Source organism: Enterobacter sp. K16B, from assembly GCF_020216105.1.
Lineage (GTDB): Bacteria > Pseudomonadota > Gammaproteobacteria > Enterobacterales > Enterobacteriaceae > Enterobacter > Enterobacter sichuanensis.
In genome coordinates this window covers 12,302-35,472 of the sequence record NZ_JAIWJZ010000067.1, presented here as the reverse complement: position 1 = coordinate 35,472, position 23,171 = coordinate 12,302, and the positions used below count along the sequence as shown (strand labels likewise).

The window sequence follows — 23,171 nt, the reverse complement described above, 5'->3', positions numbered from 1 at the left end:
GCCGGATAAGCGTTAGCGCCATCCGGCTTTGTTTTTTCAGCGAGTAATATTCCAACCGCGTGCTTTCCACAACGCCGGCAACTGCGCCAGATCGGTAAAAGTCGTCACTTTTGGATGATCGATCGGCTTGTTGTGCGGGTCGGCGCAGAAGTAAAACACCTCCATCCCCGCATCAATCCCCGACTGCGCGCCCGCAGAGGAGTCGTCCACCAGAATGCAGTTTTCTACATTCACGTTCATCGCTTTTGCCGCATGGAACATCAGCGCCGGATCGGGCTTCCAGCGCTGGATATCGTAGCCGCTGAACAGCTTTTCCGGGAAATGGTGCAACATCTCAAGCTTGCCGAGCGAGTGCTGCATTTTGCTGACCGGTCCGTTAGACACCACGCAGATTGGCACCGTCACGGCATCCAGCAGTGCGTTTGCCCCCGGAATGACTTCCAGCTCTGAATCGAACAGGCGAGCGACCTCGGCGCGGTACACCGGTTCCAGATCCGCTTTCGCCAGGTCGACATCGTGTTCTTCGTTAATGATGTCGATGATCTCGTAGAGCTTCACGCCCTTAAAGCGTTTAAACACCTCTTCGAGCGCCAGCGTAATGCCAAATTCCTGGAACATGGTGACATACGCGCGGGAACAAATGACCTCACTGTCGACCAGCGTACCGTCGCAGTCGAAAAATACCGCTTCAATTCCGGACATGCCTTTCCCTTTTAACAAGTTTAACGTTTACGTACCGCCGTTTACCGGAACGCAATCGTTGCCGTATAAGCAAAATCAATGAAAAAAGTATCACGTAACCGCCACTATTGTCGCATTTTGGTATAGGATAGCGACGAATTTTCCCTCCTTGTTCGGAAATTGATGATGAGTCAACAACACACTACCCAGACATCTGGTCAGGGTCTGCTTGAGCGCGTGTTTAAACTGCGCGAGCACGGCACGACGGCACGCACCGAAGTGATCGCCGGTTTCACCACCTTCCTGACGATGGTTTATATCGTTTTTGTTAACCCACAAATTCTGGGCGTTGCTGGCATGGATACCAGCGCCGTCTTTGTGACCACCTGTTTGATCGCTGCACTGGGCAGCATTCTGATGGGCGTGTTCGCTAACCTGCCGGTCGCACTGGCACCGGCGATGGGTCTGAACGCCTTCTTCGCCTTCGTTGTTGTTCAGGCGATGGGGCTGCCGTGGCAGGTGGGTATGGGCGCCATCTTCTGGGGCGCGGTTGGCCTGCTGCTGCTGACCATTTTCCGCGTGCGTTACTGGATGATTGCGAACATTCCTGTGAGCCTGCGCGTGGGCATCACCAGCGGTATCGGTCTGTTTATCGGGATGATGGGGTTGAAAAACGCCGGTGTCATCGTGGCGAACCCGGAAACGCTGGTGAGCATTGGTCACCTGACCTCTCATAACGTCCTGCTGGGCGTGCTGGGCTTCTTTATCATCGCTATCCTTGCGTCCCGCAATATTCATGCGGCGGTGCTGGTCTCCATCGTGGTGACCACGCTGCTGGGCTGGATGCTGGGTGACGTTCACTATAACGGCATCGTCTCCGCGCCACCGAGCGTCTCAACCGTTGTTGGCCATGTCGATCTGGCGGGTTCCCTGAACCTGGGCCTGGCGGGCGTGATTTTCTCCTTCATGCTGGTGAACCTGTTCGACTCCTCCGGTACGCTGATCGGCGTGACCGACAAGGCGGGTCTGGCAGATGAAAAAGGCAAATTCCCGCGCATGAAGCAGGCGCTGTTTGTGGACAGTATCTCCTCTGTGACCGGCTCATTTATCGGGACCTCGTCTGTTACCGCTTACATCGAATCCTCTTCCGGGGTGTCTGTGGGTGGCCGTACCGGTCTGACGGCGGTTGTGGTGGGTATTCTGTTCCTGCTGGTGATCTTCCTCTCGCCGCTGGCGGGTATGGTTCCTCCGTACGCGGCGGCGGGTGCGCTGATCTACGTGGGGGTGCTGATGACCTCCAGCCTGTCGCGCGTGAAGTGGGATGATTTAACCGAAGCGGTGCCAGCGTTTATTACCGCCGTGATGATGCCATTCAGCTTCTCGATTACCGAAGGTATCGCGCTGGGCTTTATCTCTTACTGCGTAATGAAGATCGGTACCGGCCGTTTCCGCGATCTCAGCCCGTGCGTCATCGTTGTCGCGCTGCTGTTTGTACTGAAGATTGTGTTTATTGACGCGCACTAAGGTGCGGTTTGTGGTGTCAGGTGGCGCTTCGCTTACCTGACCTACTGACGAGTGTAGGCCCGGTAAGCGCTAGCGCCACCGGGCTTTTTTATCAGGCTTTAACCCGCTTAATATAATCCCCAAACGCCGTCAGCTGGCCAGAGAGATGGTCACGCGTGCTCTGATCCACCACTTCACCCGTCTGTGGGTCGACCTTGTTCTGAATCACTCCGCCCATAAATTCCGGCTTGTTCATCACCATTGCATCCAGGAAAACCAGGATCTGGCGCAGATGATACTGGCAACGTGCGCCGCCAATCGCCCCCATAGAGCTGGTCTGGATCAGTACCGGCTTACCTGAAAGCGGCTGTTCCGGCAGACGGGATAACCAGTCAATGGCGTTTTTCAGACCACCCGGAACCGAGTAGTTATATTCCGGGGTGACGATGACCACACCGTCGGCCTGGCGGATCTGCTCTGCCAGCGCTTCCACGCTCTGCGGGAAACCCTCCTCCTGCTGTACGTCTGCATCATAAAGCGGGATATCGCCGATAGACGGCAGGGCGCTTATCTCCATACCTGCGGGTGCCAGCTGCGGCAGCGTGCGGGCAACCATCCCATTAAACGAACCTTTGCGCAGGCTTCCCAGTAACGTAACGACTTTCAACGTATCAGACATGATTACTCCTGTTTCATCATGATGACCCTGAATGGATCAGCTAAGAGTGTATGCTTTTTCTGCCGGTAAACTGGTTAATCGCATCAGGCGTGCGGCGGGCTCGTTGGCGCGCTCGGGCACATCAGGAAGGCTACGCCATCCCTGCTGACTGTCAAATTCCCAGATTTTCATGCGCTCGATGGCGGGGGTAACCGCAATGGACCAAATAAGCACATCCTCTGCATCACAGAGCGCTTCTACCAGCGCGGCTTTAGTGGCGCGCAGGCGTCCGGAGCCGGGCAGCAACTGCAGCAGGCTGGCGTCGTCTGAGGCGCATCCACAGAGCTTGCGAATGCTCTGGCGCAGGGTGATGAGTTGGGTTCTGGCCTCGCTGGGATCGTTCTGGTTGCGCACCCAAAGCTGCTCATTACTTGAGAGCGGATAGTCATCGTGCGGGTTGGCACCGTGGAAGCCACGCGTCGCGCGCTGCAGTTCCATATCCAGCCCGCAGTCCCCTTCGGTGGTCAGTGCGACGCCAATGATATTGCCCGTGTAGGCAATGGAAAAACGAGGGAGTTCCGGGTCGGCAAAAACCGGGCGGCCTTCTGGTTGGGTGATGATCTCCGGCAGTTCGCTGGTGCCGTACAGCATAAACAGCAGTTCGGCGAGAAGCGCCCGGGAGGCTAAAAAGCGCGACCTGCGGTGTTCCGGAAGTTTGCCTGCTTCACTGAGGCAAGAAGAAGAGAGCCTGGCCGATACGAGACGTCCTTCAGTAAGTATCCCTCTTGCAAAGTGCGTTGCCATTTTTCGCTCCTTGATAATGGTCGTATTCGGTTAAACGGTTACATGATTATCGCTTAACTTGACTCCTGTTTTAATCAGTAAATGTGCGTATGAGAAGCCTCAGGACCGAACTTTACATTTTCTTAGGCAAAAATTGGATCGCTCGCACCGTACAGCGCCTTAATGGTCTCCCGTAACCAGAGGATTTTCGGATTGTGGCTGTTCCGTTTATGCCAGATCAGCGTGAAGGGAACGGTAAGCTTTTCGGCCTGCGCTTCGTCAATGGGAATGGGAAGGGCGATCAGCTTCCGCTGGTGGAGTTGATTGTAGTGGTGGCAGTAGTGGGGAGCCGTAGCGATATAGTTATGGCCGGGCTGCGCCGCCATAAACATTGACTGCTCAAAGCCCGGTACGCTCATGGCAATGTTTCTCTCCCGTCCCATCTCTTTTAGCACTTCGTCCAGCGCCCAGGTGTCGCTGCGTTCCCAGAAGATGCTGATATGTGGATAGCGCAGGAAGGTTTCGAGGTTCCACTCATCCTGCAACGCGGGGTGATCCTCACGCAGATACACGCACGGACGGTCGCTGAACAGGATCTCATAGTCGATAAACCACGGCATCAGCTTCAGCAATTCGCGTGAGCGCGGATGCGTTTCACGGCCGGTGAAGCCCAGATCCACTTCTCCACGCGTAATGGCGTCCAGCGAGTCGTAATCCCAGTGGCGCATCTTCACCGTAGCCTGCGGGTAGCGCAGGTTCACCTGCTCCAGCAGGGCGTTAAAGCGGATCAGCATCAACGGCGTTTCGGCGGCCAGCACGAACGTCAGCCCGCCCGGGGCGTCATGGTGGAATTTATCGAGGATCTGGTTGCCGATTTGCATCCAGTCGGCCAGATCCTGCTCCAGGCTCACCGTCAGCGGCGTTGGCAGCAGCCCTAACGGCGTTTTGACAAACAGCGGGTCGTCAAACCAGTCACGCAGTTTGGCCAGTGATTTACTCACCGCCGACGGCGTCACGTTCATCCGCTTCGCCGCTTTGGTGACGCTGCGCTCCTGCAGCAAAAGCTGCAGGCAAAGCAACAGGTTAAGATCGAGACTGCTGATGGGCTTCTTCATAATGCGCCGCGGGCTGGATGACCATAAGTAAGATGATGCAGAGCATGCTACAGCCAATCAGAATCCCGATCAGCATATTGAGCGCGTTAAGTCCGATGACCGCCGCCAGCCATATCCACAGGGACGAGCCGCAGACCTGGGCGATACCCAGCACCGAGCTTGCCACGCCTGCCCGCAGCGAGAACGGACCGAGCGCCTGACTCATCGCCACGCCAAAACCCACCGAGAACCCGGCGCAAATGAGGGTAATGCCCACCAGCATTACCGCATGTGTGCTGGCGGTCGCCAGGATGATGCCTGCGGTGAGGAATAAAACCTGTGAAGTCAGCATCAGCGTGCGCTGACGAAAGACGTTCAGCGCAAACGGCGTCGAAAATGAAACGGCCATACTCACCATCGCGGTTAACGCCATCACCGTTGAATACTCACCGCGATCGAAGCCCATGGTCTCCATCAGCAAAACGGGGGAAACGTTTACATAGGTCAGGATCACCGCCACGCTTAACGTGGTCACGGCCAGACGGCTGAGGAAGAAGCGGTTAAACAGTTTCTCGGCAGGGTGAATCGTCGCGGTATGACCGCTATTCTGCGAGCCCGGATGGGTCTCTTTTAGCACAGTGATCGACAGGATAAACACCAGCGCACCCATCGCCGCCATCGTCCAGAAGAGGCTCTGCCACGGGAATTTCAGCATGATCATATAGCCCACGACCGGGGCCAGCACCGGGATAATGCAGGTAATGCCGTTCAGCATCGACAGCACCTTAGCGCGACGCTGGGCGCTTAAAGTATCACGTAAAATCGCAAAGGCGACGACGTAGCAACCGCCGGCACCAATGCCCTGGATAAAGCGTCCTGACAGGAACAGCGTGCTGTTCTGTGCCTGCGAACAGAGTATGGAGGCCAGTGCAAAGATGATGGCACCGGTTATCGCGACAGGCTGACGTCCGGCTTTGTCCGCTATTTTCCCGGCAAAGACCATCGACGACGCCATCCCCGCGAGATAGGCCGAAAACGCAATATGCAGCTGCGCTTCGCTGGCACCCAGATCGCGGGCGATGTGCGGTAATCCCACCAGATACATATCAATGCCCGATGGATAAAGCAGAACCAGTGCAAAACTACAAAACAGAAAACGCGCCATAAACCCCCCAAAGGTGAAGGCAAGCAGGATAAGGGGTGAATGGGGTTGATGCGAGTTGCCATTTGGACAATGGTGATTTCCCTGGAGGAAATCACCATCGATCAGGGTAGGTCACTTACCAATACAGAAGCTCGAGAAGATCCTTCCCAGCAGATCGTCCGACGTGAACTCCCCGGTGATCTCGCTCAGATTCTGCTGCGCCAGGCGCAGCTCTTCCGCCAGCAGTTCACCCGCCCAGGCGCCTATCAGCTGCGCTTTACCCTGAACAAGGTGGTTCGCCGCCTCTTCCAGCGCCTGCAGGTGACGACGTCGCGCCAGGAAGCCGCCTTCCATGCTGGTGTCAAAGCCCATGCTCTGCTTGAGATGGTTGCGCAGGTCGTCCACGCCCTCGCCGGTACGGGCCGACAGGCGAATAAGTGAGTGACCATTTACATCGCTGATGCCCAGCGTTTCGCCGGTGACGTCTGCTTTGTTACGCACCACGGTGATCGGCAGCTTCGCCGGCAGACGAGCGATAAAGTCCGGCCAGATCTCTGCCGGGTCAACGGCGTCGGTTGTGGTGCCGTCCACCATAAACAGCACGCGGTCGGCCTGCTCGATCTCCTGCCAGGCACGTTCGATACCGATGCGCTCAACTTCGTCGCTGGCATCGCGCAAACCGGCGGTGTCGATGATGTGCAGCGGCATGCCGTCGATGTGGATGTGTTCGCGCAGCACGTCGCGGGTGGTTCCGGCAATGTCGGTCACGATCGCCGCTTCACGGCCCGCCAGGGCGTTCAGCAGGCTCGATTTGCCGGCATTGGGACGCCCGGCGATGACCACCTTCATCCCTTCGCGCAGCAGGCTCCCCTGGCGCGCTTCGGCACGCACGGCGTCGAGATCGGCCATCACCTGGTTGAGCTGGGCTTCGATTTTGCCGTCAGAGAGGAAGTCGATCTCCTCATCCGGGAAGTCGATAGCCGCTTCGACGTAGATTCGAAGGTGAGTAAGTGCTTCCACAAGGTGATTCACGCGCGCGGAGAATGCCCCCTGCAGCGAGTTCAGGGCGGAGCGGGCCGCCTGTTCAGAACTGGCGTCGATCAGGTCCGCAATCGCCTCGGCCTGCGCCAGGTCGAGCTTGTCGTTGAGGAAGGCACGCTCGGAGAACTCACCCGGCTTCGCAATGCGCAGACCCGGCAGGGTCAGAATACGTTTTAACAACAGGTCGAGGATGACCGGGCCGCCGTGGCCCTGCAGCTCCAGCACGTCTTCGCCGGTGAAGGAGTTTGGGCCGGGGAACCACAGCGCAATGCCCTGGTCCAGGGGCGTGCCGTCGGTGTCTTTAAACGGCAGATAATCAGCGTAGCGCGGCTTTGGCAGCTTACCCAGTACCGCTTCGGCGACCTCGCGCGCCTTCAGGCCGGAGATACGCAGAATGCCTACACCACCGCGTCCCGGTGGGGTTGCCTGGGCGACGATAGTGTCGTTATGGCTCATGGTTGCTCTCGTTCAATACAAATAAAAAAGGCGGTCAATCGACCGCCCTTATTTTAGCGTTAACTTAACGGATCAGGACTTTTTCTTTTCGCGGCTATGCAGGCCACGTTTTTCCAGACCACGGTAAATCAGCTGCTGCTGGATGATGGTCACCAGGTTGCTGACGATATAGTACAGCACCAGACCTGACGGGAACCACAGGAAGAACACGGTGAAGATGACCGGCATAAAGGTCATGATCTTCTGCTGCATCGGGTCGGTCACGGTGGTCGGCGACATCTTCTGAATGAAGAACATCGTCACGCCCATCAGGATCGGCAGGATGTAGTACGGGTCCTGTGCGGACAGGTCATGGATCCACAGCGCGAACGGCGCATGGCGCAGCTCAACGGAGCCCATCAGCATGTAGTACAGCGCAAGGAAGATTGGCATCTGAATCAGCAGCGGGAAGCAGCCACCCAGCGGGTTTACTTTCTCTGCTTTATACAGGGCCATCATTTCCTGGCTCTGACGCTGTTTGTCATCGCCCAGACGCTCACGCATTGCCTGAATCTTCGGCTGCAGCATACGCATCTTCGCCATGGAGGTGTACTGCGCTTTAGTCAGCGGGTACATGATGCCACGAACGATAAAGGTGATAACGATGATGGAGAAGCCCCAGTTACCCAGGAAGCTGTGGATGAACTTCAGCAGCTTAAACAGCGGCTGAGAGATGAACCACAACCAACCGTAGTCAACGGTCAGATCCAGGTGCGGCGCAACAGCGGCCATTTTGTCCTGAATTTCCGGGCCGACCCACAGGGTGCTGGCCATCTTACCGGTTTGGCCCGGCTGAACCAGAACCGGCTGAGATTTGTAGCCGATGGCTGCAAGACCGTTACCCAGGTTCGCGGTGTAGAAGTTGTTGGTACCGTCGTTATTTGGCACCCACGCCGTCGCGAAATACTGCTGCAGCATCGCCACCCAACCGCCTTTAGCGCTGACGTTCAGGTTTTCGTTATCGGCAATAGTGTCGAATTTGTATTTCTCATACTTCGCGTCAGGCGTGGAGTATGCCGCGCCACGGAAAGTATGCAGCGCAAAGTTGCTGCTTCCGGTGTCACGGTGAGACGGCAGATTGATGGACTGCTTCAGCTGGCCGAAGGTCGACAGTTCCAGCGGTTTCGCACTGGCGTTCTGTACGGTATAGCCCACGTTCACCGCATACTCACCGCGTTTCAGGGTGAAGGTTTTGGTGAAGGTGTTGCCCGCGGCGTCAGTGTAGGTCATCGGAATAGCAAGTTCGTTCTGACCATCAGCCAGCACAAAAGCGTCTTTCTCGACGTTATACAGTGGACGCGCACCGTTAGCCGGGTTATCCGGGCCATCACGACCGGTCAGGCCGCTCTGCGCCTGGTAGATAAACTCTGGCGTGGTTTCCAGTAACTGGAACGGTTCGTTAGACTTCAGCTCTTTCGGGTAGGTCAACAGCAGCGCCTGCTCAACATCACCACCACGGGTGTTGATTGTCAGCTCAAGCACATCGGTCTTAACCGTAATCTGTTTCCCCTGGCCACTGGCCGGTACGCCCTGGTCGGCGGCGCTACCCGCTGCGGTGGTCGTTGTCTGCGTGACCTGCTGTTGTGGTTGAGGATTTTTATCCTGCTCCCACGCCTGCCAGATCATGAAAGACACGAACAACAAAGCGATGATAAGAAGATTGCGTTGCGAATCCATCGTTAGTGTTCTCTGGTATCAAAAGGTCCTGGAGGGACGGGATCGTCTCCACCTGGGTGTAAAGGGTGGCATTTTAATACGCGTTTCACCGTCAACCAACTGCCTTTTATCACTCCAAACCTGCGCAATGCCTCAATTCCGTAGCTTGAGCATGTTGGTGTGAAACGGCAGTGCGGCCCGAGTAGCGGACTAATCAGGCGTTGATAGACCCGAATGAGGGCTATCAGGACCCGTGAGCCAGGCGACAGTGGCGGCGCCATAATTTTTCCAACGCTTCCGAGAGAGCACGGTTATCGAGGTCGGCAACCCCTTTTTTAGCCACCACCACGAAATCCATAGAAGGCAGTTCGTGCTGACGTAAACGGAAGCTTTCACGCGTCAGACGTTTAATCCGATTGCGTTCATGCGCACGCTTAACATTTTTTTTGGCGACTGTGAGACCGATGCGGGGATGCCCCAGCGAATTTTGGCGGCCGAGGATGGTGATTTGCGGCGTGCCAGCCCGTTGTGGCTGCTGGAAGACGAAAGTGAAATGAGCGGGAGTTAACAAACGTAACTCCCTGGGAAATGCTAGCTTAACCACTCAGGGGTTAGCTTTATTACTTGGAAACGGTCAGACGAGCGCGGCCTTTAGCACGACGACGTGCCAGAACCTGACGACCATTTTTAGTAGCCATACGAGCACGGAAGCCGTGAGAACGGTTGCGCTTCAGTACAGACGGTTGAAAAGTGCGTTTCATGGCGATTTCTACCTAAACTTGAATAAATTCATGGCTTTTTTCGGATGCCCGAACGAGATTCGAATGACGGACGCCGAAGCCGTGGGTGATTAAAGAGGCCGGATTGTAATAATTGTACACTCCGGAGTCAATTCTCTTTCCTTAAATCCCTGCGTATTTCCGCACGATTTCGCGTGGAAAATGAGCAACGGACGACGCAGGAGATGAGCATCACGCGCCGGGTCGAGGATTATACGGGCTCACCGATAAAGCGCAAGGATCGTCCCGGATCTTCGTTAGATCATTTAAGCAATAAATTGTCTGTGCTCATTAAATTTTCCAATATGCGGTCTAAATCGCGGGGCACTCGCGCCAGGATCGTTTACACTTACCCGGTTCCGGATCTTCCTGTGGATAAATCGGGAAGAATCTGTGAGAAACAGAAGATCTCTGGCTCAGTTTAGGCTATGATCCGCGGTCCCGATCGGGATCCCAGGATCCTGGTCAGGATAAATTGCAGATAGCAATTCGCACGTCCCCCTTTACACAGGGTCATGCCGATGTGCGCCAACAATCATGAATATTCAATAGTTTTCTTTTATTGTTCGAGTGGAGTCCGCCGTGTCACTTTCGCTTTGGCAGCAGTGTCTTGCCCGATTGCAGGATGAGTTACCAGCCACAGAATTCAGTATGTGGATCCGCCCGTTGCAGGCGGAACTGAGCGATAGCACGCTGGCTTTGTATGCGCCAAACCGTTTTGTGCTCGATTGGGTAAGGGACAAGTACCTTAACAACATCAATGGACTGCTGAACGATTTCTGCGGGTCAGATGCCCCACAGCTGCGCTTTGAAGTAGGCACAAAGCCGGTTACCCAAACCGTTCGTGAAACCGTCAATGTGGCAGCGCCTGCCCAGGCCGCTCCCGCGCCTGCGCCTCGTGTCGCGCCTGCTCGCCAGGGTTGGGATAACGTCCCGGCACCGGCTGAGCCAACCTACCGCTCTAACGTTAACGTGAAACACACGTTCGATAACTTCGTTGAAGGTAAGTCGAACCAGCTGGCGCGCGCGGCGGCTCGCCAGGTTGCTGATAACCCGGGTGGTGCCTATAACCCGCTGTTCCTTTATGGCGGCACGGGTCTGGGTAAAACCCACCTGCTGCATGCGGTGGGTAATGGCATTATGGCGCGCAAGCCCAACGCCAAAGTGGTGTATATGCACTCCGAGCGCTTCGTTCAGGACATGGTTAAAGCCCTGCAAAACAATGCGATCGAAGAGTTTAAACGCTACTATCGTTCCGTTGACGCGCTGCTGATCGATGACATTCAGTTCTTTGCCAATAAAGAACGATCGCAGGAAGAGTTTTTCCACACCTTCAACGCCCTGCTGGAAGGCAATCAGCAGATCATTTTGACCTCGGATCGTTATCCAAAAGAGATCAACGGTGTTGAAGATCGTCTGAAATCCCGCTTCGGCTGGGGCCTGACCGTGGCGATCGAGCCACCGGAGCTGGAAACCCGCGTCGCGATCCTGATGAAGAAAGCCGATGAAAATGACATTCGCCTGCCGGGTGAAGTGGCGTTCTTCATTGCCAAGCGTCTGCGCTCCAACGTGCGCGAGCTGGAAGGGGCACTGAACCGCGTTATCGCCAATGCCAACTTCACCGGTCGTGCTATCACCATCGATTTTGTGCGTGAAGCGCTGCGCGATTTGCTGGCATTGCAGGAAAAACTGGTCACCATCGACAATATTCAAAAGACGGTGGCTGAGTACTACAAGATCAAAGTGGCTGATTTACTGTCTAAACGTCGTTCCCGCTCGGTGGCGCGTCCGCGTCAGATGGCGATGGCGCTGGCAAAGGAGTTAACCAACCACAGTCTGCCGGAAATCGGGGATGCGTTTGGTGGCCGTGACCATACGACCGTGCTGCATGCGTGTCGCAAGATTGAGCAGTTACGCGAAGAAAGCCACGACATAAAAGAAGATTTTTCCAATCTAATCAGAACATTATCATCGTGACGCTATGAAATTTACCGTTGAACGTGAACATTTATTAAAACCGCTGCAACAGGTGAGTGGCCCATTAGGTGGCCGCCCAACGCTGCCTATTCTCGGAAACCTGCTGCTTCAGGTCGCGGACGGTACGCTGTCGCTGACCGGTACAGATCTGGAAATGGAAATGATCGCACGCGTTACGTTGACGCAGCCGCACGACGCAGGCGCGACCACGGTTCCGGCACGTAAATTCTTTGATATCTGCCGTGGGCTGCCGGAAGGCGCTGAAATCGCTGTGCAGCTTGAAGGCGACCGTATGCTGGTGCGCTCTGGCCGCAGTCGTTTCTCGCTCTCCACGCTGCCCGCTGCGGACTTCCCGAACCTGGACGACTGGCAAAGTGAAGTCGAATTCACCCTGCCGCAGGCGACGATGAAGCGTCTGATTGAAGCCACGCAGTTCTCTATGGCGCATCAGGACGTTCGTTACTACTTAAACGGCATGCTGTTCGAAACCGAAGGTGAAGAGCTGCGTACCGTGGCCACCGACGGCCACCGTCTGGCGGTCTGTTCTATGCCGATTGGTGACGCGCTGCCCAACCATTCGGTGATCGTGCCGCGTAAAGGGGTAATTGAGCTGATGCGTATGCTCGACGGCGGCGATACGCCGCTGCGCGTGCAGATCGGCAGCAACAACATCCGCGCGCACGTGGGTGATTTTGTCTTCACATCGAAGCTGGTTGACGGTCGTTTCCCGGATTATCGCCGCGTATTGCCGAAGAACCCGGACAAAACGCTGGAAGCAGGTTGCGACAGCCTCAAGCAGGCCTTTGCCCGTGCTGCTATTCTCTCCAACGAGAAATTCCGCGGCGTGCGCCTGTACGTCAGTGAAAATCAGATCAAAATCACCGCTAACAACCCGGAGCAGGAAGAGGCAGAAGAGATTCTGGACGTCACCTACGCCGGCGCAGAAATGGAAATCGGCTTTAACGTCAGCTACGTGCTGGACGTGCTGAATGCGCTGAAATGCGAGAACGTGCGCATCCTGCTGACCGATTCCGTATCGAGCGTACAGATTGAAGATGCCGCATCACAGTCGGCTGCCTATGTTGTCATGCCAATGAGACTGTAATGTCGCTCACCCGTCTGTTGATCCGCGACTTTCGCAATATCGAAAGCGCGGATCTCGCTTTATCCCCTGGCTTTAACTTCCTGGTTGGCGCCAACGGCAGCGGCAAAACCAGCGTGCTTGAGGCCATCTATACGCTCGGCCACGGCCGGGCGTTTCGCAGTTTGCAGATTGGTCGCGTCATTCGCCACGAACAAGAGTCTTTTGTTCTGCACGGGCGTTTGCAGGGCGAGGAGCGGGAGACCGCCATCGGCCTGACCAAAGACAAGCAGGGCGACAGCAAGGTGCGCATCGACGGTACCGACGGCCACAAGGTGGCAGAGCTGGCGCTGCTGATGCCGATGCAGCTGATTACGCCGGAGGGGTTTACTTTACTCAACGGCGGCCCCAAATACAGAAGAGCGTTCCTCGACTGGGGATGCTTTCACAACGAAGCCGGTTTCTTTAATGCCTGGAGCAACCTGAAGCGCCTGCTTAAGCAGCGTAACGCCGCATTGCGCCAGGTGACGCGCTACGCCCAGCTGCGCCCGTGGGACATGGAACTCATTCCTCTTGCGGAACAAATCAGCCGCTGGCGTGCCGAATACAGCGCAGGTATTGCCGAAGACATGGCCGACACCTGCAAACAGTTTTTACCCGAATTCTCTCTCACCTTCTCCTTCCAGCGCGGCTGGGAGAAAGAGACGGATTATGCCGAGGTGTTAGAGAGAAACTTCGAGCGCGACCGCATGTTGACCTACACCGCGCACGGCCCGCACAAGGCGGATTTCCGCATTCGTGCTGACGGTGCGCCGGTGGAAGACACGCTGTCGCGCGGGCAGCTCAAGCTCCTGATGTGCGCGCTGCGCCTGGCGCAGGGGGAGTTTCTCACCCGTGAGAGCGGGCGACGCTGCCTGTACCTGATAGATGATTTTGCCTCGGAACTTGACGACGCGCGCCGCGGGCTGCTTGCCAGCCGCTTAAAAGCCACGCAGTCGCAGGTTTTCGTCAGCGCCATTAGCGCTGAACACGTTATGGACATGTCGGACGAAAATTCGAAGATGTTTACCGTGGAAAAGGGTAAAATAACGGATTAACCCAAGTTGAAATGAGCGAGAAACGTTGATGTCGAATTCTTATGACTCCTCCAGTATCAAAGTCCTGAAAGGGCTGGATGCGGTGCGTAAGCGCCCGGGTATGTATATCGGCGACACGGATGACGGCACCGGTCTGCACCACATGGTATTCGAGGTGGTAGATAACGCTATCGACGAAGCGCTCGCGGGTCACTGTAAAGACATTATCGTCACTATCCACGCCGATAACTCCGTTTCCGTACAGGATGACGGCCGTGGCATCCCGACCGGTATTCACCCGGAAGAGGGCGTGTCCGCTGCAGAAGTGATCATGACCGTTCTGCACGCCGGCGGTAAGTTCGACGATAACTCCTATAAAGTCTCCGGCGGCCTGCACGGCGTAGGTGTTTCCGTGGTAAACGCCCTGTCGCAGAAACTGGAACTGGTTATCCAGCGCGAAGGCAAAATTCACCGTCAGATCTATCAGCACGGCGTGCCTGAAGCCCCGCTGGCCGTGACCGGCGAGACCGAAAAAACCGGTACGATGGTGCGTTTCTGGCCAAGCCTTGAAACCTTCACCAACGTGACCGAATTCGAGTACGACATTCTGGCGAAACGCCTGCGTGAACTGTCGTTCCTGAACTCTGGCGTCTCAATTCGCCTGCGCGACAAACGCGACAACAAAGAAGACCACTTCCACTACGAAGGCGGTATTAAGGCGTTCGTTGAGTATCTGAACAAGAACAAAACGCCGATTCACCCGAATATCTTCTACTTCTCCACCGAAAAAGACGGTATTGGCGTGGAAGTGGCGCTGCAGTGGAACGACGGTTTCCAGGAAAACATCTACTGCTTCACCAACAACATTCCACAGCGTGACGGCGGTACCCACCTTGCAGGCTTCCGTGCGGCGATGACCCGTACCCTGAACGCCTACATGGACAAAGAAGGTTACAGCAAAAAAGCGAAAGTCAGCGCCACCGGTGACGATGCCCGTGAAGGCCTGATTGCTGTTGTCTCCGTGAAAGTGCCGGATCCGAAGTTCTCCTCTCAGACCAAAGACAAGCTGGTCTCCTCAGAGGTGAAATCGGCGGTTGAACAGCAGATGAACGAACTGCTGAGCGACTACCTGCAGGAGAACCCGAACGACGCGAAAATCGTTGTCGGTAAAATCATTGATGCAGCACGTGCTCGTGAAGCGGCGCGTAAAGCCCGTGAAATGACGCGTCGTAAAGGCGCGCTGGATCTCGCGGGTCTGCCGGGCAAACTGGCTGACTGTCAGGAACGTGACCCGGCGCTGTCCGAACTGTACCTTGTGGAAGGGGACTCCGCGGGCGGTTCTGCGAAGCAGGGCCGTAACCGTAAGAACCAGGCGATTCTGCCGCTGAAGGGTAAAATCCTTAACGTTGAGAAGGCGCGCTTCGACAAGATGCTCTCTTCTCAGGAAGTGGCGACGCTGATCACCGCGCTGGGCTGCGGCATTGGCCGTGACGAATACAACCCGGACAAGCTGCGCTATCACAGCATCATCATCATGACCGATGCGGACGTCGACGGCTCTCACATCCGTACGCTGCTGTTGACCTTCTTCTACCGCCAGATGCCGGAAATCGTTGAGCGTGGCCACGTCTACATTGCTCAGCCGCCGCTGTACAAGGTGAAAAAAGGCAAGCAGGAACAGTACATCAAAGATGACGATGCGATGGATCAGTACCAAATCGCTATCGCGCTTGATGGTGCGACCCTGCACGCGAACTCCAGCGCACCGGCACTGGCGGGTGAACCGCTGGAGCGTCTGGTGTCTGAGTTCAACGCCACGCAGAAAATGATTGGCCGTATGGAGCGTCGTTATCCGAAAGCGCTGCTGAAGGAGCTGGTCTACCAGCCAACCCTGACCGAAGCCGATCTGAGCAGTGAACAGGCCGTTACCCGCTGGGTGAACACCCTGGTGAGCGAGCTGAACGAGAAAGAGCAGCACGGTAGCCAGTGGAAATTTGATGTTCAGCAGAACGCCGCTCAGCAGTTCGAGCCGATTGTTCGCGTGCGTACCCACGGCGTCGACACAGACTATCCGCTGGAGCACGAGTTCGTGACCGGCCCGGAATACCGTCGCATCTGCACGCTCGGCGAGAAGTTGCGCGGTCTGATCGAAGACGATGCGTTCATTGAGCGTGGCGAGCGCCGTCAGCCGGTAGCCAGCTTTGAGCAGGCGCTGGACTGGCTGGTGAAAGAGTCCCGTCGTGGTCTCTCCATTCAGCGTTATAAAGGTCTGGGCGAAATGAACCCGGATCAGCTGTGGGAAACCACCATGGATCCGGAGAGCCGTCGCATGCTGCGCGTCACCGTCAAAGACGCGATTGCGGCTGACCAGCTGTTCACAACGCTGATGGGCGATGCGGTGGAACCACGTCGTGCCTTCATCGAAGAGAACGCGCTGAAAGCGGCAAATATCGATATTTAATCGTTGTCAGACTGCTTTACTCAGGCCGCGCGTTTAGCGCGGCTTTTTTATGGGCGCAGGCATTTCCTGCGACAGCACTGACGGTAAACGGCTGGCGAGCGTATCGACGGCAATTCTGACTCTCAGCGGCAGATGCGGCGTCTGTTGCCAGACCGCATGCACGTCGAAGCGCACATCCGGTGCCTGCTTTAACAGCGGGACGAGTTTTCCCTGATGAATTTCCCGGCTGGCCATCCAGCAGGGCAACCATGCAATGCCGTGTCCGGCCAGCGCCGCGTCGCAGATCGCCTGCAAATCATCCATATTGAGTGATGAGCGGGGAGTAAAGGTGTGTGAGGTCCCTGCGTTATCCATCAGTTGCCAGGGTAGCACTCTGCCTGCCCGCAGATAGTTAATGGCCGCATGGTGGGGCAAATCAGCCACCGTTTCTGGCTGACCTCTTTTCTGCAGATACTCCGGCGCGGCGCACAGCACCATGCGGTGTTCTCCCAGTCTTCTGGCGACCAGAACGCTGCTGTCCTGCAGCGTGCCGTTGCGTACCGCCATGTCAAACCCTTCCTCGACAAGATCCACCACGCGGTCGCTGAATGACATTTCGAGCTCAAGTCCGGGGTGTTCCTGCGCCAGGTTTATCAGCAGCGGGGCGACGCACTGGCGACCAAACAGCACCGGCATAGCGACACGCAGGCGGCCGCTGACCTGCTGTTTTCCTGTTTCCAGCAGCGATTCTGCGCCGCGGATTTCTTCCAGCGCGCGCAGGCAGCGCTCGTAAAAAAGGGCGCCGTTATCAGTCAGGCTCTGGCTGCGGGTCGTGCGCTGAAACAGGCGTACCCCCAGCCGCTCTTCCAGGCGAGCGATGCTTTTTCCGACCGCTGAGCGTGACAAATGCAGACGGATAGCGGCCTGCGCAAAACTCCCCGCCTCAACGGCGGCCACAAAAACAGGAATATCCTTCAGCGTATCGGTCATAGATTGTATCTATTCAGTCATCAATTAAGAGAAAAATTATCGCCACTGGCGACCTTTCGTCAACGGTAGACTGTGGTCCTGACACTTATTTGATGGCAGGAGAGAAAAATGACAGAGACAATGCAACGCTGGTCGATGAACGCCCTTGGGCGCGAAAGCCTCAAACTTATTCAGGAGCCTGTTCCCGAGCCTGGCCCGGGTGAAGTGCGCGTAAGAGTGAATGCTGTTGCGCTCAACTATCGCGATAAAATGGTGATTGAAGGCACTATGCCGATCCCGCTTTCCTTCCCGTTTACGCCGGCCTCGGACATGGCGGGGGTGGTGGACAGCACGGGGGAAGGCGTCACCCGTTTCCAGCCCGGCGCTCGCGTTATATCCACCTTTTTCCCTGAGTGGTTCGACGGTAAGCCGCAGGCGGACGCACGCAATCTGCCCTATAAAACGTCCGGCGGCTACTTCCAGGGCATGCTGGCTGAGTATGTGATTGTGAAGGAAGATGCGCTGGTGGCCGCGCCGGAAACCCTGGATGACGCAGAGGCCAGCACCTTACCCTGCGCCGGGCTTACGGCGTGGTTCGCGCTGATCGAGCGTGGAAACTTGCGCGCCGGGCAAACGGTACTGGTACAGGGCACGGGCGGGGTGGCGATTTTCGCACTGCAAATTGCAAAAGCGCACGGCGCAGAGGTGTTTGTCACATCGGGAAGTGATGAAAAACTGGCTCGGGCTAAAAATCTGGGGGCCAGCCAGGGCATCAACCGCCTGAAAGGCGACTGGGCTGAAACGACGCTGGCACTGACGCAGGATCGCGGTATCGACCATATTATTGAAACCGTGGGCGGGGAGAACCTGAAGCATTCCCTGCGCGCCGTTGCCGTTCATGGACGGATATCGGTCATTGGTGTGCTGGCGGGGGCGGAGATTTCACTGTCTGCTGGCGAGCTGTTGCTGAAATCTCCGGTCATTCAGGGGATTGGCGTGGGGCATCGCCGGGCGCTGGAGGATTTTGTCCGGGCTGTTGATGTCACGGGCCTGAAGCCGGTCATTGAGCACCGCTACCGCTTTGATGAACTTGAACAGGCGCTCGACCATCTCGATCGCGGCGCGTTCGGTAAAATCGTTCTCACCCGCGAGTAAGTCATCATTCCCCCGGGATGCGTAAAAGGGGTATTCCTGTTGCGCAATGTAGCTCTATTTTTGTGTGCTTAATCGCGTTAGCATGAGGCAGCACTCATTTATCCCGGGGAACTCATGGCTATTAAACTCATTGCAATCGATATGGACGGCACGCTGCTGCTGCCAGACCACACTATCTCTCCAGCCGTTAAAAACGCGATCGCCGCGGCACGCGCGAAGGGCGTGAATGTGGTCCTGACCACGGGGCGTCCGTACGCGGGCGTACACAGCTACCTGAAAGAGTTGCATATGAATCAGCCTGGCGACTACTGCATTACCTATAACGGCGCGCTGGTACAAAAAGCCGCGGATGGCAGTACGGTTGCGCAAACTGCGCTGAGCTATGACGACTACCTGTTCCTGGAAAAACTGTCCCGTGAAGTGGGTTCCCACTTCCACGCGCTCGATCGCAATACGCTCTATACCGCTAACCGTGATATCAGCTACTACACAGTACATGAATCCTATGTTGCGACCATTCCGCTGGTGTTCTGCGAAGCCGAGAAGATGGATCCGGCGACCCAGTTCCTGAAAGTGATGATGATCGACGAACCCGAGATCCTGGATAAAGCGATTGCGCGCATTCCGGCCGAGGTGAAAGAGAAGTACACCGTGCTGAAAAGCGCGCCGTACTTCCTCGAAATCCTCGATAAACGCGTCAATAAAGGCACGGGGGTAAAATCGCTGGCCGACGCGCTGGGCATCAAACCTGACGAGATCATGGCTCTGGGCGACCAGGAAAACGACATCGCGATGATTGAATTCGCAGGCATGGGCGTGGCGATGGATAACGCCATTCCGTCGGTGAAAGAGGTTGCTAACTTTGTTACCAAATCCAACCTCGAAGACGGTGTGGCCTACGCGATTGAGAAATTTGTACTGTCCCGGTAACACATTGCCCTCAATCATCAGCCTCGGTTATCAACCGGGGCTTTTTTTGGCCCTGAGTTTATTGAATTGTTCTTTTTGTGATCTGGATTGTAGTACAACATTAATTGATTGTACTACATTACCACCACAGCAAAGGCGAAAGGCTTCACGTTTGTACTGCAAAAGTGAGGCGAAATTCAGCGGTCGCGGTAAAGTAGTGATGGACTTACAGAGCACAAGGACTCTCCATGACGCTGAACAAAACCGATCGCATTGTCATCACGCTGGGCACTCAGATTGTGGGTGGCAAATACGTTCCCGGTTCGCCGCTGCCAGCAGAGGCTGAACTGTGCGAGGAGTTTGAAACTTCACGCAACATTATCCGGGAAGTGTTCCGCTCGCTGATGGCGAAGCGGTTGATTGAAATGAAACGCTATCGCGGCGCGTTTGTTGCCCCGCGTAACCAGTGGAACTACCTCGATACCGATGTCCTGCAGTGGGTGCTGGAAAATGACTACGACCCGCGGCTTATCGGTGCGATGAGTGAAGTACGAAACCTGGTCGAACCCGCCATTGCCCGTTGGGCAGCAGAGCGCGCAACGTCAGGCGATCTGGCGCAGATTGAGTCGGCGCTCAACGACATGATCGCCAATAACCAGAACCGGGAAGCGTTTAACGAGGCGGATATTCGCTATCACGAGGCGGTATTGCAGTCGGTGCATAACCCGGTGTTACAGCAGCTTAGTGTGGCGATCAGCTCGCTACAGCGAGCAGTATTTGAACGTACCTGGATGGGCGATGAGGCCAACATGCCGAAAACGCTTCAGGAACATAAAGCGCTGTTTGATGCGATACGGCATCAGGACGGCGATGCGGCAGAGCAGGCAGCTCTCACCATGATTGCCAGCTCGACACGAAGGCTGAAGGAAATCACATGACATCACGCTACATCGCAATTGACTGGGGATCGACCAATCTGCGCGCCTGGCTATACCAGGGCGAGCAGTGCCTGGAGAGCAGGCAATCAGAAGCAGGCGTTACGCGTCTGAACGGGAAATCCCCCGAAGCGGTGTTAGCTGAGGTAACACAAAACTGGCGTGATGGCGCGACGCCGGTGGTGATGGCGGGAATGGTCGGCAGTAACGTGGGCTGGAAGGTTGCGCCTTATCTGCCTGTTCCTGCCCATTTCTCCGCTATTGGCGATAAGTTAACGTCCGTTGGCGACAATATCTGGATTATTCCCGGTTTGAGCGTCTCGCGTGACGATAACCACAACGTGATGCGCGGCGAAGAGACGCAGCTGCTCGGCGCGCGCACGCTTTCTCCTTCTTCTGTCTACGTAATGCCGGGTACGCACTGCAAATGGGTACAGGCTGACACGGAGCAAATCCACGATTTTCGCACTGTAATGACCGGCGAGTTGCACCATTTGCTGCTCAATCATTCTCTGGTGGGTGCTGGCTTACCCGAGCAGAAAACGTCCCCGGAGGCCTTTACCGCCGGTCTTGAGCGCGGCCTCGCCTCGCCTGATGTTCTGCCGTCTCTTTTTGAGATCCGCGCCTCGCATGTGCTGGGAACCCTCCCGTGCGAGCAGGTCAGCGAGTTTCTTTCCGGCCTGCTGATTGGCGCAGAAGTCGCCAGCATGCGCGATTTTGTTGCGCAGGGGCAGGCCATCACGATTGTTGCAGGGTCATCGTTGGCTTCACGCTACGAGCAGGCTTTACGCCGCGCAGGGCACGACCTCTCAACGGTATCCGGTGACACGGCATTTCAGGCAGGAATAAGGAGCATCGCTCATGCAGTGGCAAACTGATCTTCCCCTTATCGCGATTTTGCGCGGTATCACGCCCGATGAGGCATTAGCCCATGTCGGGGCGGTTATCGATGCCGGGTTCGACGCGGTAGAAATCCCGCTCAACTCGCCGGATTGGGAAAAAAGCATCCCGGCAGTGGTGGAAGCGTTTGGTGATAAGGCGCTGATTGGCGCGGGGACCGTGCTAAAACCGGAGCAGGTGGATCGGCTGGCAAAGATGGGCTGCAAGCTTATCGTCACCCCCAACATTCAGCCCGAGGTGATTCGTCGCGCAGTGGGTTACGGCATGACCGTCTGCCCGGGATGCGCCACGGCCACAGAAGCCTTTGCCGCTCTCGATGCGGGCGCACAGTCGCTCAAAATTTTCCCGTCATCGGCCTTTGGCCCGGATTACATCAAAGCGCTGAAAGCGGTCTTACCCGCCAGCGTGCCGGTCTTTGCCGTGGGCGGCGTCACGCCAGAAAACCTGGTGCAGTGGATAAAAGCAGGCTGTGTGGGCGCGGGGCTGGGCAGCGATCTCTATCGCGCCGGGCAGTCCGTAGAACGTACCGCGCTGCAGGCGGCAGCATTTGTGAAAGCGTATCGAGAGGCAGTGCAATGAAAATAACTAAACTTACCACTTACCGTTTACCCCCGCGCTGGATGTTCCTGAAAATCGAAACCGATGAAGGCGTGGTCGGCTGGGGTGAGCCGGTGATCGAAGGCCGTGCGCGCACGGTTGAAGCCGCCGTGCACGAGCTGGGAGAATACCTGATTGGCCAGGATCCTGCGCGTATCAACGACCTGTGGCAGGTAATGTATCGTGCCGGTTTCTACCGTGGTGGCCCGATCCTGATGAGCGCCATCGCCGGTATCGACCAGGCGCTGTGGGATATCAAAGGCAAAGTGCTGAATGCCCCGGTCTGGCAGCTGATGGGCGGCCTGGTGCGCGACAAAATCAAAGCCTACAGCTGGGTGGGCGGCGATCGCCCCGCGGAAGTGATCGACGGCATCACGCAGTTGCGCAACATTGGTTTTGACACCTTCAAGCTCAACGGCTGTGAAGAGATGGGTGTGATTGACAACTCGCGAGCGGTCGACCGCGCGGTGAATACCGTGGCGCAAATCCGTGAAGCCTTCGGCAACGAGATTGAATTTGGGCTGGATTTCCACGGACGCGTCAGCGCGCCGATGGCGAAAGTGCTGATTAAAGAGCTGGAGCCGTATCGCCCGCTGTTCATTGAAGAGCCCGTGCTGGCCGAGCAGGCAGAGTACTATCCGAAACTGGCAGAACAGACGCACATTCCCATCGCCGCGGGTGAACGCATGTTCTCGCGCTTCGAGTTTAAACGTGTGCTGGAAGCGGGCGGCATTGCGATCCTGCAGCCGGATCTCTCCCACGCGGGCGGCATCACCGAATGCTACAAAATTGCCGGAATGGCAGAAGCCTACGATGTGGCGCTGGCACCGCACTGTCCGCTCGGGCCGATTGCGCTGGCGGCCTGTCTGCACGTGGATTTTGTCTCCCGCAATGCTGTGTTCCAGGAGCAAAGCATGGGCATTCACTATAACAAGGGCGCAGAGCTGCTCGACTTTGTGAAAAACAAAGAAGACTTCAGCATGGAAGGCGGTTTCTTTAAACCGTTAACGAAGCCGGGCCTGGGCGTAGAAATTGACGAAGCCAAAGTCATTGAGCTAAGTAAACATGCGCCGGACTGGCGTAATCCGCTGTGGCGTCATGAGGACGGTTCCGTAGCCGAATGGTAAATGCGCGTCATACTTCGCGCTGGTGATGCGTTGGCTGCGTTTTCTTACCCCGGTCACATACTTTTGTATGCTCCCGGGGATGCGAAAACTTGCCGCCTTTCCCCAGCACGAATTATTTTGCGCATTCCGTTTACGTTTTTAATTAAAAAAATCAAATACACCCTCTGTAAA

At 56.3% G+C, this 23,171-nt stretch carries 22 protein-coding genes; 11 read left to right on the top strand and 11 right to left on the bottom strand.

Annotated features, from left to right (window positions below):
• Positions 1–36: 36 nt before the first annotated feature.
• Positions 37–702 (bottom strand): 6-phosphogluconate phosphatase, encoded by a 666-nt coding sequence (gene yieH, locus LDK53_RS13580; RefSeq protein ID WP_225287388.1) that lies wholly within the window; start codon positions 700–702, stop codon positions 37–39.
• Between the two features lie 165 nt (positions 703–867).
• On the opposite strand from yieH, the gene adeP reads away from it, so the two are divergent.
• Complete coding sequence (gene adeP / locus LDK53_RS13575) at positions 868–2,205, top strand: adenine permease AdeP (RefSeq protein ID WP_141237591.1); 1,338 nt, start codon at positions 868–870, stop codon at positions 2,203–2,205.
• Positions 2,206–2,296: 91 nt separating this feature from the next.
• Here the strand turns inward: adeP and LDK53_RS13570 are convergent, their stop codons facing one another.
• The 9 genes from LDK53_RS13570 to rpmH form a co-directional block, all read right to left on the bottom strand.
• Positions 2,297–2,863 carry an NADPH-dependent FMN reductase gene (locus tag LDK53_RS13570; RefSeq protein ID WP_014833835.1) on the bottom strand — a complete coding sequence of 189 codons (567 nt, stop codon included), beginning with the start codon at positions 2,861–2,863 and terminating at the stop codon, positions 2,297–2,299.
• Between the two features lie 36 nt (positions 2,864–2,899).
• Positions 2,900–3,646, bottom strand: a complete 747-nt coding sequence (locus tag LDK53_RS13565; RefSeq protein WP_025756965.1) for a 4'-phosphopantetheinyl transferase family protein — start codon at positions 3,644–3,646, stop codon at positions 2,900–2,902.
• A 122-nt stretch (positions 3,647–3,768) separates the two neighbouring features.
• The gene (yidZ, locus tag LDK53_RS13560) at positions 3,769–4,740 is read right to left on the bottom strand and encodes an HTH-type transcriptional regulator YidZ (RefSeq protein ID WP_047959745.1); all 972 of its coding nucleotides are present in this window, start codon (positions 4,738–4,740) and stop codon (positions 3,769–3,771) included.
• A complete protein-coding gene (locus tag LDK53_RS13555; protein WP_225287387.1) occupies positions 4,709–5,884 on the bottom strand; it encodes an MFS transporter in 1,176 nt (391 codons plus the stop codon). Before LDK53_RS13555 ends, yidZ begins: the two co-directional genes overlap by 32 nt.
• A gap of 111 nt (positions 5,885–5,995) precedes the next feature.
• A complete protein-coding gene (gene mnmE / locus LDK53_RS13550) occupies positions 5,996–7,360 on the bottom strand; it encodes a tRNA uridine-5-carboxymethylaminomethyl(34) synthesis GTPase MnmE (protein WP_021242672.1) in 1,365 nt (454 codons plus the stop codon).
• Between the two features lie 72 nt (positions 7,361–7,432).
• Entirely contained in the window at positions 7,433–9,076 is a 1,644-nt protein-coding gene (gene yidC / locus LDK53_RS13545) for a membrane protein insertase YidC (protein ID WP_025756968.1), read from the bottom strand.
• A 2-nt stretch (positions 9,077–9,078) separates the two neighbouring features.
• On the bottom strand, positions 9,079–9,336 hold the full coding sequence (gene yidD / locus LDK53_RS13540) for a membrane protein insertion efficiency factor YidD (protein ID WP_001307474.1): 258 nt from the start codon (positions 9,334–9,336) through the stop codon (positions 9,079–9,081).
• Positions 9,300–9,659, bottom strand: coding sequence for a ribonuclease P protein component (gene rnpA / locus LDK53_RS13535; protein WP_024907873.1), 360 nt, complete (start codon positions 9,657–9,659; stop codon positions 9,300–9,302). Before rnpA ends, yidD begins: the two co-directional genes overlap by 37 nt.
• Before the next feature lie 16 nt (positions 9,660–9,675).
• Positions 9,676–9,816 (bottom strand): 50S ribosomal protein L34, encoded by a 141-nt coding sequence (gene rpmH, locus LDK53_RS13530; RefSeq protein ID WP_000831330.1) that lies wholly within the window; start codon positions 9,814–9,816, stop codon positions 9,676–9,678.
• 600 nt (positions 9,817–10,416) lie between these two features.
• Here rpmH and dnaA point away from each other — a divergent pair.
• From dnaA to gyrB, 4 genes are read left to right on the top strand one after another with little or no spacing between them, the layout of a single operon-like run.
• A complete protein-coding gene (gene dnaA, locus LDK53_RS13525) occupies positions 10,417–11,811 on the top strand; it encodes a chromosomal replication initiator protein DnaA (protein ID WP_225287386.1) in 1,395 nt (464 codons plus the stop codon).
• A 4-nt stretch (positions 11,812–11,815) separates the two neighbouring features.
• Positions 11,816–12,916, top strand: a complete 1,101-nt coding sequence (gene dnaN / locus LDK53_RS13520) for a DNA polymerase III subunit beta (RefSeq protein WP_014830028.1) — start codon at positions 11,816–11,818, stop codon at positions 12,914–12,916.
• A complete protein-coding gene (gene recF, locus LDK53_RS13515) occupies positions 12,916–13,989 on the top strand; it encodes a DNA replication/repair protein RecF (RefSeq protein WP_013094779.1) in 1,074 nt (357 codons plus the stop codon). Before dnaN ends, recF begins: the two co-directional genes overlap by 1 nt.
• Positions 13,990–14,017: 28 nt before the next feature.
• The gene (gene gyrB, locus LDK53_RS13510) at positions 14,018–16,429 is read left to right on the top strand and encodes a DNA topoisomerase (ATP-hydrolyzing) subunit B (RefSeq protein WP_047957396.1); all 2,412 of its coding nucleotides are present in this window, start codon (positions 14,018–14,020) and stop codon (positions 16,427–16,429) included.
• A gap of 33 nt (positions 16,430–16,462) precedes the next feature.
• Here the strand turns inward: gyrB and LDK53_RS13505 are convergent, their stop codons facing one another.
• The gene (locus tag LDK53_RS13505; protein ID WP_225287385.1) at positions 16,463–17,398 is read right to left on the bottom strand and encodes a LysR family transcriptional regulator; all 936 of its coding nucleotides are present in this window, start codon (positions 17,396–17,398) and stop codon (positions 16,463–16,465) included.
• Between the two features lie 108 nt (positions 17,399–17,506).
• Between LDK53_RS13505 and LDK53_RS13500 the strand changes: the two genes are divergently transcribed.
• The 6 genes from LDK53_RS13500 to dgoD all read left to right on the top strand — a co-directional run bounded on the left by LDK53_RS13500 (position 17,507) and on the right by dgoD (position 23,000).
• Positions 17,507–18,532: a zinc-dependent alcohol dehydrogenase family protein gene (locus LDK53_RS13500; protein WP_208283519.1), complete on the top strand. Its 1,026-nt coding sequence runs from the start codon at positions 17,507–17,509 to the stop codon at positions 18,530–18,532.
• 114 nt (positions 18,533–18,646) lie between these two features.
• Positions 18,647–19,462 (top strand): sugar-phosphatase, encoded by an 816-nt coding sequence (gene yidA, locus LDK53_RS13495; protein WP_045285338.1) that lies wholly within the window; start codon positions 18,647–18,649, stop codon positions 19,460–19,462.
• Between the two features lie 227 nt (positions 19,463–19,689).
• Positions 19,690–20,379, top strand: coding sequence for a D-galactonate utilization transcriptional regulator DgoR (gene dgoR, locus LDK53_RS13490; RefSeq protein ID WP_003861109.1), 690 nt, complete (start codon positions 19,690–19,692; stop codon positions 20,377–20,379).
• Positions 20,376–21,254 (top strand): 2-dehydro-3-deoxygalactonokinase, encoded by an 879-nt coding sequence (locus tag LDK53_RS13485; RefSeq protein WP_225287384.1) that lies wholly within the window; start codon positions 20,376–20,378, stop codon positions 21,252–21,254. The genes dgoR and LDK53_RS13485 overlap by 4 nt, the downstream gene beginning before the upstream one ends.
• Complete coding sequence (locus tag LDK53_RS13480; RefSeq protein WP_225287383.1) at positions 21,238–21,855, top strand: 2-dehydro-3-deoxy-6-phosphogalactonate aldolase; 618 nt, start codon at positions 21,238–21,240, stop codon at positions 21,853–21,855. Before LDK53_RS13485 ends, LDK53_RS13480 begins: the two co-directional genes overlap by 17 nt.
• Entirely contained in the window at positions 21,852–23,000 is a 1,149-nt protein-coding gene (gene dgoD, locus LDK53_RS13475; protein WP_024907394.1) for a galactonate dehydratase, read from the top strand. The genes LDK53_RS13480 and dgoD overlap by 4 nt, the downstream gene beginning before the upstream one ends.
• Positions 23,001–23,171 lie beyond the last annotated feature (171 nt).